Raw genomic sequence first — 14,960 nt, forward strand, 5'->3', positions numbered from 1 at the left:
GCAACATCCTCCACTGTAATCATGAAAAGACGCGGGGGAATTGATCCCGCGTCCGCGGGTGCTGTTGAACGTTAGCCGCGCAGCAGAAATGCGCCGACAGCGTTCAGCACGAAAAACATCACGAGGCCGGAGAAAAACCCGGCCGAGGTGAAAAAGGTGAAGGCCATGGCGATCATCAGCACGACGCAAAACAGCGTCACATATTTGGAGAGAGCCAGGAACATCGAATAAGTCTTTTCGTGTTCGCTATAGTCCATCTCTGCGCCCAGCTGGATCGGGCCGGTCGGGGTGTTATCTGCCATAGGAAAATACCTCTCGGTTCGCTCCCCCGGCACATAGCGAAAAGCTCGACGAAGGGCAATGGTCGAGCGTGTCGCGGATCAGGCAAACTGTTTCGCGGCAATCAACCGAAAAGATTCGGATAAAGCCCGAGCAGACCGACCAGTATCAGATAGAACGCGACGATATAGTTGAGCAGCCGCGGCATCACGAGAATGAGGATGCCACCGATCAACGCGATGATTGGCGTGATCGTCAGAGCTGAAATATCCATATGAAATCTCCGTGGTTGGTCAGGTTATAGGAACGGGTCCGACAAAAACGCATGAGGCTCGGGAAGGCTCCCGACAGACCTCAGGCTGCGTCGAGGATATATTTGGCAGTTGGCAAGATAGTCAGCGGTGCAAGCTCACCATGCGACTGCTTGCCAAACATCAGCCGCTGCTCAAGCGGCGTTGATTTAAAGAAGGGAAAGCGCTGGAATGTCTGGTCCTGGATAGCCAGCACGTCGGCTTGGTACAGCAGCGCGTAGCAGTTGATAACCCCGGCGTAAGGGCGTTCTTCCCCGATAGGCCGCGACTGGTAGACACGCTTGTAGAAGGCAGCGTGGTCCTCACGGATCATCGAGATGCAATAGGGAGCGTTAAAGTAAAAGCAGGCCATCCCCGCCAGCCGCAATGTCAGGTACGGCGCTTGGGGATAGGTGCGCGACCACTCAACATCGGCAGCAAAGCGGCTGGGGTCGATGAAGCTTTCGCCAGCATCAAGACGCGGCTGCAAGATATCCGCATACACCGACATGGAAGGTGACTTCGGCGTGGCAGCGGACACGTGATGCAGACGGATCGTGCTGACCAGATGGCCATCAACGTAAATTCCGAAGCGATAGCAATTCGGCAAGTCATCATAAGGATCGTGAACGAGATGGTCTGGATTCTCAGGAACGAGATTGTTCAAACGATAAGATGCATAGCGAAGCTTGTAGATATCTTCGAGATCCTCACCCTTGTCACATCGGCGGTATTCGGTCCGCTCCAGCGCCGCAAGGACGTTGCGCGCAAAGCTGGATGTGTTTCCAGCTTGTTCCTCCGAGCGTCGCCCCTCCCCCAAGGGTGCTGACTTGCCATCCATCTATTTCGCCTCGCATTCCGCCGCGCCTCAACCTAATTCAGGACAGCGCAAACTCAAGGTAGAATATGGCAGCAGCATCTTAACCCTACGTTAAGGTTAACGCTTTCCGCATTGGGGAAGTTCAGGTGCTCTTGGCGCGCTTTGCCGCTTTGAGATCCTTGGCAAACGGCCAACTGGTGGTCGACATTGTTTCGATACCCGAAGCGCTGAGTGCGGAACCGAACAGGAAACCCTGGACGAGGTCTGGCCGAACATCGACTGCCAGAAGTTTGAGCTGTTCGAACGTTTCAACACCCTCCATGGTGACAGTGAGCCCTAGCGATTTTGACAATCCCACCACCCCCTTGAGCAGGTCCAGCGAGCGCTTGTTGTGCGTGACATCGGCCAGGAAGCTGCGGTCTATCTTGACCTTGTCGAGCGGCAGCTTGTGCAGATAGCTCAGGCTGCTGTAGCCCGTCCCGAAATCGTCGAGCGCAATCCGTACTCCAAGCGCCTTCAACTCTGCGATCCACTGGCTGGTGAGCGATTTGTCATCCAGCAATGCCGTCTCCGTAACCTCGATCTCAAGGCGTCCCGGGGCCAGGCCTGAGCTGCTCAAAGCATCCTGAACCTTCCCGATAAACGAACGGTCGCGGAAATCCTTGCCTGAAAGATTGATCGAGACACCTGTTTGCAATGGCCATTTTGCACATTCGTGACACGCGGCCTGCAACATGAAGGTGGTGATGTCGGAGATGATCCCCATCTCCTCCGCAAGCGGAATGAAGACCGCCGGGGAAATAGGACCCAGTTCGGGATGATCCCAGCGGCACAGCGCCTCGCAGCTGGATATCCGCATCGTCGTCATTGACACGATCGGCTGGTAAACAACCCGCAGCCGCCGTGCTTCCACCGCATTGCGCAGATCAGCCTTCATCAACTGTCGGCTGCGGAACGCCTCATCCATAGCGGTCTCGAACAGCCGCCAGTTGTTCTTGCCGTGGTTCTTTGCCCGGTGCAGTGCAAGATCGGCTTTGACAATCATCGCGTCCACGCCGCCATCATCCGGGTTTGCAAGGACGGCGCCAGCGCTAGCCTGGATTCGCAGGGCATGACCCGCGACATCCGCTTCGCCCTCAAGGCGCACAAAGGCATCGCTCAAAATCTGCTCAAGTTCGCTCCGGTCGTTGATCCGGTCAAAATAGATGATGAATTCGTCGCCTCCAAAACGACTGATCCAGACACCGTCACCACTCAGGGTCGAAAGGCGTTCACCCACCGCATAGATCAGGCCATCCCCTACCGGATGGCCCAGTGTGTCGTTGACGCTCTTGAAGTCATCCAGGTCAAATACAACCAGCGCGCAAAGCCGTTGCGGGTCGCCGACAGCCATCGCTTCGGAAACAAGCTCGTGAAAATAGGCTCGGTTGATCAACCCCGTCAGGCTGTCATAACGCGCCATGGTTCGGATTTTTTCCTCAGCCTGAACCCGCTTGGTGACGTCTTCGAACGTCACCACACCAAGTTCATTGCGCCCTTCACGGGCCGAGAATTCGTAGTGCTGACCATTGGTGAAGCTGACCAGAACCTTTCGGTCGCGGCCCTCTCTCAGCGCTCGGGTCAACTGAGCCTCGATATAGTGACAATCTTTCATTGCCAGCATTCCGCCAGCCACACCTCGCCGCAGCAAGCCGTGCATCGTCCGGCCCAGCAAAGCATCGGGCGAGGCAAGCGACATCAGATGCGCAGCTTCTGAATTGGCGACAACCACGCGGCCATCTGGCCCCAGCATAACCAGGCCGTGTGACATTGTGTTGAGCGCACGGTTGAAGCGCTCGGCCAAGGTATTGGCTTTCTTCTTTTCCGACAGCGCGTCAAACAACACCTCGCGCACAATTTTTGCAAACTTACGAATGGCGAAAAAGAACGGTGCCGATAGCAGCCCCAAGATGACATGGTAGATGTCGCCCCGGAGCAGGAATCCGAGCGATATCGGCCAGGTCGCGGCTACGATCTGGGCCATCACCAATCGGGGCGATCCATAGTTTCGCCCCGCGATCGATGTAACCGAAGCCAGGGTGACGCAGACCGATGCGATCTCGGCAAATTGGGATGGGACCCAGTATATCCCGACAAAACAGAACAACCCGATGGTCGAGGCATGCAGCGTGCCCCAGAAAATATAGACGTTTTCCCGCGCCCGCGCCTCGGCGCGATCGACACACCGTGGGGCGTTGCGATAGCGACCGATACTGATCAGACGAAGCGTGCCAACCATCAGCATCAGAAGGCCGATACCAAGGTAAATTGGTTCTGATGTGCTCGAATAAACCAGGCCGGCAGTTACCGCCTGCGCAAGCATACCGATCATCAAAGTCGAGCCGTCGCGAAACAACGTTTCTACGAATGCGATATAGATGTCGTCTGGCAGTTCGTTGTTTTTTCTTTTGGCCACACCGGATTCCCACACGAGGAGGGACCTTACCCTTGCCACATGCGCCTTAAAAAAGGCTTAGGCTTGAACAACTTCGCGGACAATCCGTCGATTTTTAGGGTTTACTGCCCAAGCGCCCTGCCGGACAGTCTGCCTCGTTGGTTGCGCCAAGCTTACCGTCTGGATGCCCCACAAGCTCGGGGTTAGCCTCGTAGAGTGGACCGACCACCAGTGGCCGGTCCGGCAACAGGGACTGGTCTTCGGACGATGCCATGGTGGTATCGAGTGTCTGCAAAACCCCACCATCCGCCGCCTCGATTGCGATTGAAACCGTGTAGGGTCGGTCCTTGACGACGCAGCGCAGCGGCGGGCTTTCGATGGTCGTCTTTTCCGCCGCCGGCCAGATTTTACGGCGCACCACGATCGGGTCGCCGCCTGCCGGGTCCTCGAATGTCGCGATTGCGGTCAAACCCTCGGAGGCTGGGCGCAATGTCTTCAGGTTAACAAGATAGGTAGCCGTCGCCACGCGATAGTTGAAAACGAAGATCTTGCCTGCAATGGCGAACCCCTCGCCTTCGCCACTGTCGCGGCAGGCGGTGACCAGCAATAGCGCACCTCCAAGCATCAGCAAGCCCATCCCCCTGCGATACCGGTGTGCGCGGTCACCCATGTCCTGCCTCCCCTTTCCCGATCTCCTTGCGGCGCTGGTAATTGCGCCGCGCCTTTTGCCGATTGCCGCAGACCGCCATGTCACACCACAGCCGGCTGCCATTGCGGCTGCGGTCCAGAAACAGCCAGCGGCAATTGCCGCAGATGCGAATACGGAGGTGACTTTCCGGCGCCAGGAGGCGGAGCGCTGACCGCGCAAGGGCGGCCTCGAAAGTGATACCTTCGCCGGGTTGCGGACCTGCCACACTATCAAGCCCGTCCGCGCAGGCGCGCAGAAATGCGGGCAACGCCCTGGCAAAAAGCGCACCATCCGCGACTGTCTGCCGAAACAATGCATCTGTCGTTTCGCGGATAGCCAGAACCTTGGGCTTGGTCAGGTTTGGCTCCCTACAGAGAAGTCGTGCGCCGCCGAATTCGTCGGCCCGGTATCTTTCTGCAGCGTGTGCAAAGCGCGCAATTTCTCCCGGATCATCAAACCGGTCGAAACTGCGCGAGGCATCCCCACGCAGAACAACCGTGTTGGTCGCGTCGAGCGCCAGCGTGCCACCGGAGAACCGGTGCGAGGTCCATGCAACCGTCATAGATACAAAACTAACCGGTAAAATGAATTTGACAAGTTAGAATTTGGGTTTCATTTTCGAATTTCCACGGAGCGGATGGCAGCAACAATGCTGTATTTTTTCCAGCAGTTGTTGAACGGGCTTCATTCCGGCGCTCTCTATGCGCTCTTGGCATTTGGCTATGCCCTGACCAACAGCGTTCTTCACCGCACCAACCTCGCCTATGGAGCGCTTTTCGCATTTGCCGGGCAGACCATAATTCTGGTGGCTGTGTTTGGCTGGTATGTGCTGTGGCTGACACTGCCGGCGACAGTTGCGCTGGGTATCGCCGCAGGTTTTGCCTACGCAACGCTGACCAGCCACATTCTTTCACGCCGCGTGCTCGAGCCACTCGCCGAAAGCTCGCCCAACACCATTGTAGCCGCGACCCTTGGCGTTTCGCTGGTGCTGATGGAACTCTCCCGCATTGCCGCACAGACCCGTGACTTTTGGCTGCCGCCCATGCTGGCAATACCGGTGGTGTTTGCAGAGCTGAACGGTTTTCGCGCCACGCTGACCCAGATCCAGCTGATCAATTGCGCTGTGGCGCTTGTGACCATCATTGCGCTTTCTATCCTTCTGGCACGCTCCGCATTCGGCCGCACCCTTCGCGCTGTGGCCGACGACCCGCAGACCGCGCGCCTCTGCGGTGTCGACGTGCGGCAAGTTTTCCACAAGGCAATTCTGCTGGGTGGTGCGGTAGCAGCACTCGCCGGCGCGATGGCCGGGCTATATTTCGGCAATATCAGTTTCGATACCGGGTTGATCTTCGGTCTTAAGATCCTGTTCGTCACGGCCATCGGCGGTTACACGTCACCGCCTCGCGCTGCTACAGGTGCTGCGATATTCGGCATGGCGGAGGCATTGTGGTCAGGATATTTCCCGTTTGCATGGCGCGATATTGCCATGTTTGCGGGGCTCGTAGCCCTGCTTGTGCTGCAACCGCCACACCGTTATGCCGACCGGCGACCTTGAGGCATCTTATCCTAAAGTACCAACCTTGCCCCATCGTCACGTCAGTTGACGCAGCGCGCCACTCCCGACATATGGTTAGGCCAACAACGCGGTGCGGGAACGCTGCGGCGCACTAAACCAAATGGGAGGTACAGGATGGCAGGGCTGCTCGCTCTCTCCAAAGGGATTGATCATCTCAATGAGTTCATCGGCAAGAAAGTGGCCTGGCTTATACTCGTTGCAGTGCTGGTGAGTGCCGGCAACGCCATAATCCGCAAAACCTTCAACATGTCTTCAAATGCCTGGCTTGAGCTGCAATGGTATCTGTTTGGCGCCGCCTTCCTGCTGGCCGCCGCATATACGCTGAAGCAGAACGAACATATCCGCATCGACATCGTCTACGGCATGTTTTCCCGGCGCGTACAGCACTGGATCGACCTCCTGGGTCATGTGTTCTTTTTGATGCCCTTCGTCGTCTTGATGATCTTCTATTTTGTTCCTTATGTCAGTCTGTCTTATCGCTCTGGCGAGGTTTCCTCGAGCGCCGGCGGGCTGATTCTGTGGCCGGCCAAGTCGCTGCTGCTGATAGGCTTTACCATGCTCGGCCTGCAGGGTATCTCCGAGATCATCAAGAAGATTGCTATCATACGGGGCGCCATGGACGATCCCACACCCTTCATTTCGGCCCATGAACAGGCTGAACTGGAAGCAAAAGCGCTCGCCGGGGAGGCCCGCCCGTGATCGAGTTCATCGCCCAGAACATGGCACCAATCATGTTCCTTTCGCTGATCGTGTTCATGCTGCTGGGCTACCCGGTAGCATTTTCGCTGGCAGCCAATGGCCTTTTATTCTTCTTCATTGGCGTCGAACTGGCGCCCTTCTCCAACGAGATCAATCTTTCCTGGCCGCTGCTCTACGCGCTACCGGAACGCTTTTGGGGAGTAATGTCGAACGACACGCTTCTTGCGATCCCGTTCTTCACCTTCATGGGCATCATTCTCGAGCGCTCCGGTATGGCCGAGGACCTGCTTGACACCATTGGCCAGCTATTTGGCCCGGTGCGCGGTGGACTGGCCTTTGCTGTGGTTGTCGTCGGTGCACTGCTGGCAGCCACAACCGGCGTTGTGGCGGCATCTGTCATCGCCATGGGCCTTATCTCGCTGCCCATTATGCTGCGTTATGGCTATGACCGCCGCGTCGCCACTGGCGTCATAGCCGCATCTGGTACGCTGGCGCAGATCATCCCGCCATCGCTCGTCTTGATCGTCATGGCCGACCAGCTCGGCCGCTCGGTCGGCGACATGTACAAGGGCGCGCTGATTCCGGGCCTGATCCTGACAAGCCTGTATCTCGGCTACATCCTGCTGATGACTTTTATCCGGCGTGACTCCATGCCGGCTCTGCCCAAGGAAGCGCGCACGTTGGGCTCTGGCGTCACATCACTCGGTGTCGCCTTGCTTATCAGCATTGCCGTCAGCTATGGCGCTTATCGTCTCCTCCTGCCCGGGCACGGAGCGAACGCCGGCATATGGGCAGCCACAATTGGCATTCTGGTGATCTACTGCGCTGCCATCACTGACAGAGCGTTCAATCTCGGACTAATGTCGCGTCTCGCGCGCCAAGTTATCATCGTGCTGATCCCGCCATTGGCACTGATCTTCCTGGTGCTCGGCACAATCTTCCTCGGCATTGCTACGCCCACAGAGGGTGGCGCCATGGGCGCCGTCGGCGCTTTGATCATGGCTGCTGCCAAGAGCCGGCTCAGCATGGATGTCATCCGCCAAGCGTTGGCCTCGACGACACGCCTGTCATCCTTCGTGCTGTTCATCCTGATCGGCGCCCGCGTGTTTTCGCTGACCTTCTACGGCGTCAACGGGCATTTGTGGGTCGAGCATCTGTTGACCTCACTGCCAGGCGGCGAAGTCGGCTTCCTGATCGCCGTCAACCTGCTGGTGTTCTTCCTCGCCTTCTTCCTCGATTTCTTCGAGCTTGCTTTCATCATCGTGCCACTTCTGGCGCCCGCTGCCGACAAGCTGGGTATCGATCTGATTTGGTTCGGCGTGCTTCTGGGCATCAACATGCAGACAAGCTTCATGCATCCGCCCTTCGGCTTTGCATTGTTCTATCTGCGCTCGGTCGCCGCCCGCGTCCCCTATCTCGACCGCATCACCGGCAAAACGATCCAGCCCATCACGACGGCCCAGATTTATTGGGGCGCGGTACCCTTCGTCTGCATCCAGATCATCATGGTCGCACTCACCATCGCGTTCCCGCAGATGGTGATGCACTACAAGGGCAAGACAGTGGATCCTTCAACGGTTGACATTGTGGTGCCCGGCTTTGGCAGCGGCGGCACACCTGCAATGCCGCAATTTGGCCTGCCGCCGATTGGTACTCCACCCGCTGATGGCGAGACGGCAACGCCGCAGCCAATGGACCTCTCGGCACCACCAAAATTCAACTAAACGCGAGATCCGCACCCATATATTCCCGCTTCGGGGGAAATATATGCCCATAACGGGAACATTTTCGCTTGTGAAAAGGCGTCACCGCTGTCAACAATGCCGATATTGTAAGAATACATTACTGCATATACTAATTTTAAACATTATAAATTTCTAAAGATACTTCTTGCGATATTCTCCCGGCCAGGAGCCTGCAAGAAAGGCCCGAAGTGATATCACTTCGGGCCTTCTTTTATTGGCCCCGCATCACAGTGCGCCGGCGCGCTGCTGCCGCATCATGAACGTATCGAACGTGTATTCCGAGATTTGCGCCCAAAGATAGGCATCCTTCCGGAAAGCAGCCTGACTATCAAAAATCTTTTTGAACTCAGAGTTGGACGCGCTGATGTCCGCATAGAGGGAACTGGCGGCGTTAAAGCAGGCCGACAGGATTTCAGGACTGAAAGGCCGCAACTCGGCACCATTTGCGACCAGACGCCTGAGCGCGGCGGGGTTTCTATAGTCGTAGCTTGCAAGAATATTGCTATTTGCGGCCTCACAAGCGCAGCGCAACGCAGCTTGATAAGACTTGGGAAGCTCGGCCCATTTCTCTAAATTTATCATCAGGTGCAAGGTAGGGCCACCCTCCCACCATCCGGGATAGTAATAGTATTTGGCGACCTTCTGGAAACCGAGCTTTTCATCGTCGTAGGGTCCAACCCACTCAACGGCGTCAAGTGCACCTTTTTCCAACGCCTGATAGATGTCACTTCCGGCGATCTGCTGGGGAACCACACCTAGTTTCTCGATGATCTTTCCGGCGAACCCGCCGATTCGCATCTTCAGGCCTTTCAAGTCCTGAAGTGTGCTTATCTCCCTTCGAAACCATCCGCCCATCTGCGCACCTGTGTTGCCGCAGGGCATACTGTAGAGGCCATAGCCTGCGAAAAACTCATTCAGCAGCTCGTTGCCCCCTCCCTGGTAGAGCCAGGCGTTCATCTGGCGGGCATTGAACATGAATGGGATTGCTGTCCCCAGCGCCCAACTCGGGTCCTTGCCCCAATAATAGTACGATGACGTATGGGCGCATTCGACAGTACCGGCACTTACCGCATCTGCAGCCTGCAACCCCGGCACAATTTCGCCATCGGCGAATATCTGGATATCGAAGTTCCCGTTCGTTATTTCTCGCACGATATTAGCCATCGCTTCGGCGCCGCCGTAAACGGTGTCCAGGGATTTGGGATAGGAAGATGTGCAGCGCCAGAACACCCTTGGGCTGTCACGTGCGACAGCCGGCGCTGCCAGGAATGATACTGCGGCCGCCGTAGCTGTGCTTCTGACGAAAGTACGTCGGTTCATCATAGTTCTCCAAAAAAATAGAATAAAAATTGCTTGTTCGAAATTTTTTGATGTCAAAATTCAATGTATAAAAAAACGGGCGGGAGATAAAATCTCCCGCCCGCAGACATAGATGAGATGCTATTAAAGCTTGTTTCCGCGCTGTTGCATCATCATGAAGGTGTCGTAATTGTATTCGGCCACCTGCGCGTTGAGGAAGTAGTCTTTGCGGAACGCGGTGATCGAATCCCAGATCGTCTTGAACTCCGGATTGGTCGCCGTCATCTCGGCATAGACCTCATTGGCCTTTTCGAAGCAGGCGGTGAGGATCTCCGGGCTGAACGGACGCAACTGCGCGCCATTGGCAACCAGGCTCTTCAGAGCGGTCGGGTTCTTGTAGTCGTATTTCTGCAGCATATCCGCGTCGGTCGCCTGGGCGGCGGTACGGATAAGTGACTTATAGTTCTCCGGCAGTTCGTCGAACTTGGCCTTGTTGAACATCAGATGGACGGTCGGGCCACCTTCCCACCAGCCGGGATAGTAGTAGTAAGGCGCGACCTTCTGGAAGCCGAGCTTCTCGTCATCATAGGGTCCGACCCATTCGGCAGCGTCGATGGTGCCCTTTTCGAGCGACGGATAGATGTCGCCACCGGCGATCTGCTGCGGCACGACGCCGAGCTTTTCCATCACCTTGCCGGCAAACCCGCCGATACGCATCTTCAGGCCCGACAGATCGGCAACCGTGTTGATCTCTTTGCGGAACCAGCCGCCCATCTGAACGCCGGTATTACCGCCGGGCAGACCGACAAGACCCTGCTTGCCTAGGAATTCGTTGAACAGGTCTATGCCGCCACCATGATAGTGCCAAGCGTTCATGCCGCGTGCGTTGAGCGCGAACGGCACGGCAGCGCCAAGCGCCCAGGTCGGGTTCTTGCCCCAGTAATAGTAGGAAACGGTGTGGCAGGCCTCAACCGTACCAGCCGTTGCAGCATCGGCTGCCTGCAGGCCCGGAACGATTTCACCGGCGGCAAAAACCTGCACTGTAAAGTTACCGTCTGTGGCGTCCGACAGCATTTTCGAAAACACTTCCGCACCGCCAAAGATGGTGTCGAGCGACTTCGGAAATGACGACGTGAGGCGCCAGGTAATCTTTGGGTTAGCCTGCGCGATGGCTGGTGCGGCAAGCGTCGTTGCTGCGACTGCAGCTCCTGCGCCGGTGACACCGGCTTTCCTGATAAATGAACGGCGATCCATGCTTTCTCCTCCAATTGCCGATGGCACGGGGTTCGCTCCCTTGCGCCCGCCCCCGGTATAGCCTCGAACAATACATGTTACGAAAAACGTGTCCAGCCAAGGACCTCCGTACGATGGTGCGGAACGGCGGTAAACGGCCAACTGCGGGGGTGCCTGCGACTATAGTTGAATGCCTGCGGCCTGGCTCAAACGGCTCTTCCGCGCAGACAGTAGAAAATTGCCGCATTTGGAGTTAGATTCGAACCAGGCATCAACTCGTTACGCGGCGCCGAGATAGCACCGCCGAAAGCACAGCATGGATCAGCCACTCATTGCCGTTTCAACCGACGTTCGCCAGTTTGAAAACTACAGCTGGCACGCCGCCCCGCAGCAATATCTGGAGGCAGCGCTCACCGCGTCGGGTGTCTTCCCACTGCTGGTTCCCTCCTTCGGTGACCGTCTGAACCTTGACCAGCTTTTGGCTTCTGTCGACGGCGTCATGGTGACCGGATCAAAATCCAATGTTCACCCCTCACTTTATGGTGGTGATGCGAGCGAGGCCAACGGCCCGTACGACCCCGACCGCGACGCCACCACATTGCCGCTTATTCGCAAGGCGATCGAGTATGGCGTGCCGCTCTTGGCCATCTGTCGCGGCATACAGGAACTGAACGTGGCGCTCGGCGGCACGCTGGCTACGGAGTTGCAGGAACGCGAAGGCGCGCTCGACCACCGCGCGCCGCAAAGCGACAGCCAGCAAGAGCGCTTTGCCATTCGCCAAACGGTAAAAATTGCGCCGGGAAGCTGCCTGGCAGGCGTGTTCGGTGCCGGCGAAATTAAAGTCAATTCCCTTCACCGGCAAGGCATTGGGCGGCTGGGTGACCGCCTTGAAGTCGAGGCCGTTGCAGAAGATGGCACCGTCGAGGCCGTCTCAGTCAAGGGTGCACGCGCCTTTGCCGTCGGAGTTCAGTGGCACCCCGAATATTGGGCCGCAACCGATGAAACGTCAGCAAAAGTGTTTCGCGCCTTTGGCGACGCAGTCCGCGCACACGCGGCAGCAAAACTGAACGCGCGGACTGCGGCTGAGTAATTCTCAGTCCGCCGCCTCGTTCATGGCAATGATCACCGAGGCCGGCTTGAAAGATTCATAGGCAGCACCGTCACTGACACCGAAGGCGAGCAGTTCTGCCTCACCGTCGCGGCTGAGTATCACCGCACCGTCATCACGCACGCGCCAGGCCTTTACCTGTGAAAGCCCAGGCAGAAGCCTTTCGCAATCGGCAGCCGCGCTGACTTCAAACCCATCGCTGGATGGAATCGAGGAGCGGGTGAGCGCGCAGGAGTGCGCACCGGCTACGCTCAAAATGAATCGGTTGGCGGTGGAATGGACATCTGGGGCCGCTACGGTTGCGCGTGCAATCGCCTCGGTTGGCATGCGGTTGACAGCAACGCTGATGCCAAGGGCCATGCCTGCTGCAGCCAAAACCGTGAAGAAATTCATGCGCGCCTCTGCAACGAAAGATTGTTGCCGCAAGATGGGACGCGAGTTGTTAATTCCTCATTAACGATATGGTAAAACTTGTTTCGACTGCATCAAGGCTCGGCTAACCCTTCTGAACAAAAACGGCTTCGGGCACCGGCGTGAGCGGCTTTCCATCGGCAAACCACGACACCAGATTGTCGACCACCAGATCGGCCATCGCGTCGCGCGTATGTACCGAGGCCGAACCGACATGTGGCAGAAGGCTGGTGTTGGGTGCAACGAGCAGCTCTTGCGGTACGCGTGGCTCATCCGCGAAAACGTCGAGCCCGGCACCCCGGATGGTGCCATCGGCAAGGGCGGCCGCCAGCGCGGCCTCGTCGACGGTGCTCCCCCGCCCGATGTTGACGAAAATGCCATTAGGTCCGAGCGCTTCCAATACTGCCCGGTTGACAATCTTCTCGGTTGCCGGCGTAGCCGGTGCGACCGAGATCAGCGTGTCGACCGCACCCGCCAGACCAAGCAGCGTCTCGTGGTACTCATACCCGACGCCGTCGACGCGGCTGCGATTGTGATAGGCGATCGGTAGTCCGAACGCCTCGATGCGCCGCGCAATAGCGAGCCCGATGCGGCCCATGCCGAAAATCCCGACGCGCCTGCCCCGGAGTGTCGTCCCGGTCAGCGGATAATTGCCCTCGCCTACCCAGCGCCCGGAACGCAGATATGTCTCAGCCTTTGGCAATTCTCGCACCGTATTGAGCAACAGGCCGATTGCCGTATCGGCTACCTCTTCGGTGAGAACATCCGGCGTGTTGGTGACCATCACACCCTTTTTCGCCGCATGTCTTGCATCCACCGCATCATAGCCAACCCCGAAACTGGCAATAATCTCAAGCTTGGGCAGCGCGTCGATAAAGGCGGCGTCAATGCCGGTCATCGCCGCCACACCGCGCACATCTGCGGCAAGCTCGGGCGCCACCAACGCCGCATCAGCCCGCTCCAGACGCACAATTGAAAATAATGCCTCGATCCGTTTCACGGCATGTTCATGCAGTCGTCCAGGCACAAGAATGGTTGGTTTCTCCGTGTGCGACATCAAATGGCTTTCGAAATGAGAAACATCAGAACGGCCGGACCGCAATGCTATGAGGCATCGCGCACCTTCGCGCATGGCGAAAGAAGTCCGGCCGCCGGTTCGGATAGATGACCGCCTGTTAAGGATCGTCCCTCCGACACCGCGCCAAGTTTACCAAGATGGCGAGATGTTGCAAGAAAGGGTGTCTGCCTCGGCGCAGCCGCGCCTCCGATTGCCACCACAGGGACACCCGTAACCGCCGAAACCGGACATCTCACCCCCGCTCGACTGGCTTGCCTGTAGATTGCCGCACATGCAGTTCGGGACGGATGAGTTCGTGGCTGTTGTGCACCTCGATACCATTCAGCCGGTCGAGCAGTGCGCTTGCTGCGCGGCGGCCAACCTCGCGCTGGCCGTTCCAGACGGTGGTAAGTGCGGGCATCGCAATCGCGGCTTCTTCCAAATCGTCATAGCCGGTGACCGACACATCGACGCCAGCGACAAGCCCGGCGCGCGCGATGCCGTTCATCAGGCCGATGGCGACCAGATCATTCCAGCAGACGACGCCCGTCGGCTTGTCCTTGAGCGCCAAAAACTGGCTCGCCGCCTCGAAGCCGGCCTGCTTGGTGCGCGGGCCGGGAATACGCCAATGTGGTTTGATCTCCAGTCCGGCGGCGGTCATCGCATTGGCATAGCCCTGATAGCGGTCCCGGCCAGTCGAAGTCTGATCGGTGCCGCCGATCATAGCGATGCGGCGATGGCCAAGCGAGATGAGATGGTTGGTCGCAAGCGCCGTGCCATAGGCATCGTCGCCGCGGAACACCGGCACGTCGACACCTTCGACCGAGCGCGCGATCAGTACCGCCGGCAGGCCGTTATCCTCGATCAGCTGGATATCCTCAGCCGGCGTGCCAATTGCCGGAGACATAATCACGCCATCGGCACCAAGCTGCAAAAGCGTGTCGATGAAGGTACGCTGCTTCTCCACTTTGTCGTAGTGGTTGGACAGGATGAAAGTCTGCCGGCTGCGATCGAGTTCGGTCTCGATGGAGCGCAAAATCTCAGCAAAAAACGGGTTCATGATGTCGTGCACCACGACGCCGACAATACCCGAGCGCGAGGTGCGCAGACTGGCCGCACGGCGGTTGTAGATATAGCCGATGGCGCGCGCATGTTCTTTGATGCGCTCGCGCGTAGCATCGGCCACCAGCGCGCTGTCGCGCAACGCCAGCGAAACGGTGGCGGTCGACACGCCGAGTGCGTCGGCAATGGTGGAAAGCTTGATCTTTTGGGCCAGAGCACCCTCCGAGGCGAAGCGATTTAAACTGTTTAAATCGCTTAT

Annotated in this window: 15 protein-coding genes; 4 read left to right on the forward strand and 11 right to left on the reverse strand. The window is 57.7% G+C overall.

What is annotated here, in order from left to right; translation table 11 throughout:
* Positions 1-71: 71 nt before the first annotated feature.
* From GA830_RS01235 to GA830_RS01260, 6 genes are all read right to left on the reverse strand, one after another.
* A complete protein-coding gene (locus GA830_RS01235) occupies positions 72-302 on the reverse strand; it encodes an aa3-type cytochrome c oxidase subunit IV (RefSeq protein WP_195163341.1) in 231 nt (76 codons plus the stop codon).
* Between the two features lie 101 nt (positions 303-403).
* Positions 404-553 (reverse strand): DUF3096 domain-containing protein, encoded by a 150-nt coding sequence (locus GA830_RS01240; RefSeq protein ID WP_195163342.1) that lies wholly within the window; start codon positions 551-553, stop codon positions 404-406.
* Between the two features lie 80 nt (positions 554-633).
* A complete protein-coding gene (locus tag GA830_RS01245; RefSeq protein WP_195163343.1) occupies positions 634-1,410 on the reverse strand; it encodes an N-acyl amino acid synthase FeeM domain-containing protein in 777 nt (258 codons plus the stop codon).
* Positions 1,411-1,531: 121 nt separating this feature from the next.
* A complete protein-coding gene (locus tag GA830_RS01250; protein ID WP_195163344.1) occupies positions 1,532-3,844 on the reverse strand; it encodes a putative bifunctional diguanylate cyclase/phosphodiesterase in 2,313 nt (770 codons plus the stop codon).
* A gap of 94 nt (positions 3,845-3,938) precedes the next feature.
* Entirely contained in the window at positions 3,939-4,493 is a 555-nt protein-coding gene (locus GA830_RS01255) for a hypothetical protein (protein ID WP_258045519.1), read from the reverse strand.
* Positions 4,486-5,073 (reverse strand): CGNR zinc finger domain-containing protein, encoded by a 588-nt coding sequence (locus tag GA830_RS01260; protein WP_195163345.1) that lies wholly within the window; start codon positions 5,071-5,073, stop codon positions 4,486-4,488. Before GA830_RS01260 ends, GA830_RS01255 begins: the two co-directional genes overlap by 8 nt.
* A gap of 87 nt (positions 5,074-5,160) precedes the next feature.
* Between GA830_RS01260 and GA830_RS01265 the strand changes: the two genes are divergently transcribed.
* From GA830_RS01265 to GA830_RS01275, 3 genes are all read left to right on the forward strand, one after another.
* Complete coding sequence (locus GA830_RS01265; RefSeq protein WP_195163346.1) at positions 5,161-6,066, forward strand: branched-chain amino acid ABC transporter permease; 906 nt, start codon at positions 5,161-5,163, stop codon at positions 6,064-6,066.
* 135 nt (positions 6,067-6,201) lie between these two features.
* Entirely contained in the window at positions 6,202-6,786 is a 585-nt protein-coding gene (locus GA830_RS01270) for a TRAP transporter small permease subunit (protein WP_195163347.1), read from the forward strand.
* Positions 6,783-8,510: a TRAP transporter large permease gene (locus GA830_RS01275; RefSeq protein ID WP_195163348.1), complete on the forward strand. Its 1,728-nt coding sequence runs from the start codon at positions 6,783-6,785 to the stop codon at positions 8,508-8,510. Before GA830_RS01270 ends, GA830_RS01275 begins: the two co-directional genes overlap by 4 nt.
* Positions 8,511-8,756: 246 nt before the next feature.
* Here GA830_RS01275 and GA830_RS01280 read toward each other — a convergent pair whose 3' ends face one another.
* Positions 8,757-9,851 (reverse strand): TRAP transporter substrate-binding protein, encoded by a 1,095-nt coding sequence (locus GA830_RS01280; protein ID WP_195164700.1) that lies wholly within the window; start codon positions 9,849-9,851, stop codon positions 8,757-8,759.
* 123 nt (positions 9,852-9,974) lie between these two features.
* On the reverse strand, positions 9,975-11,084 hold the full coding sequence (locus GA830_RS01285; RefSeq protein ID WP_195163349.1) for a TRAP transporter substrate-binding protein: 1,110 nt from the start codon (positions 11,082-11,084) through the stop codon (positions 9,975-9,977).
* 295 nt (positions 11,085-11,379) lie between these two features.
* On the opposite strand from GA830_RS01285, the gene GA830_RS01290 reads away from it, so the two are divergent.
* A complete protein-coding gene (locus tag GA830_RS01290) occupies positions 11,380-12,153 on the forward strand; it encodes a gamma-glutamyl-gamma-aminobutyrate hydrolase family protein (protein ID WP_195163350.1) in 774 nt (257 codons plus the stop codon).
* 3 nt (positions 12,154-12,156) lie between these two features.
* Here the strand turns inward: GA830_RS01290 and GA830_RS01295 are convergent, their stop codons facing one another.
* The 3 genes from GA830_RS01295 to GA830_RS01305 form a co-directional block, all read right to left on the reverse strand.
* Positions 12,157-12,564, reverse strand: a complete 408-nt coding sequence (locus GA830_RS01295; protein ID WP_195163351.1) for an AprI/Inh family metalloprotease inhibitor — start codon at positions 12,562-12,564, stop codon at positions 12,157-12,159.
* Positions 12,565-12,667: 103 nt separating this feature from the next.
* Positions 12,668-13,639 (reverse strand): 2-hydroxyacid dehydrogenase, encoded by a 972-nt coding sequence (locus GA830_RS01300; protein WP_195163352.1) that lies wholly within the window; start codon positions 13,637-13,639, stop codon positions 12,668-12,670.
* A gap of 253 nt (positions 13,640-13,892) precedes the next feature.
* Positions 13,893-14,915: a LacI family DNA-binding transcriptional regulator gene (locus GA830_RS01305; RefSeq protein WP_195164701.1), complete on the reverse strand. Its 1,023-nt coding sequence runs from the start codon at positions 14,913-14,915 to the stop codon at positions 13,893-13,895.
* Positions 14,916-14,960: the final 45 nt, after the last annotated feature.

The organism is Mesorhizobium sp. NBSH29, assembly GCF_015500055.1.
GTDB lineage: Bacteria > Pseudomonadota > Alphaproteobacteria > Rhizobiales > Rhizobiaceae > Neomesorhizobium.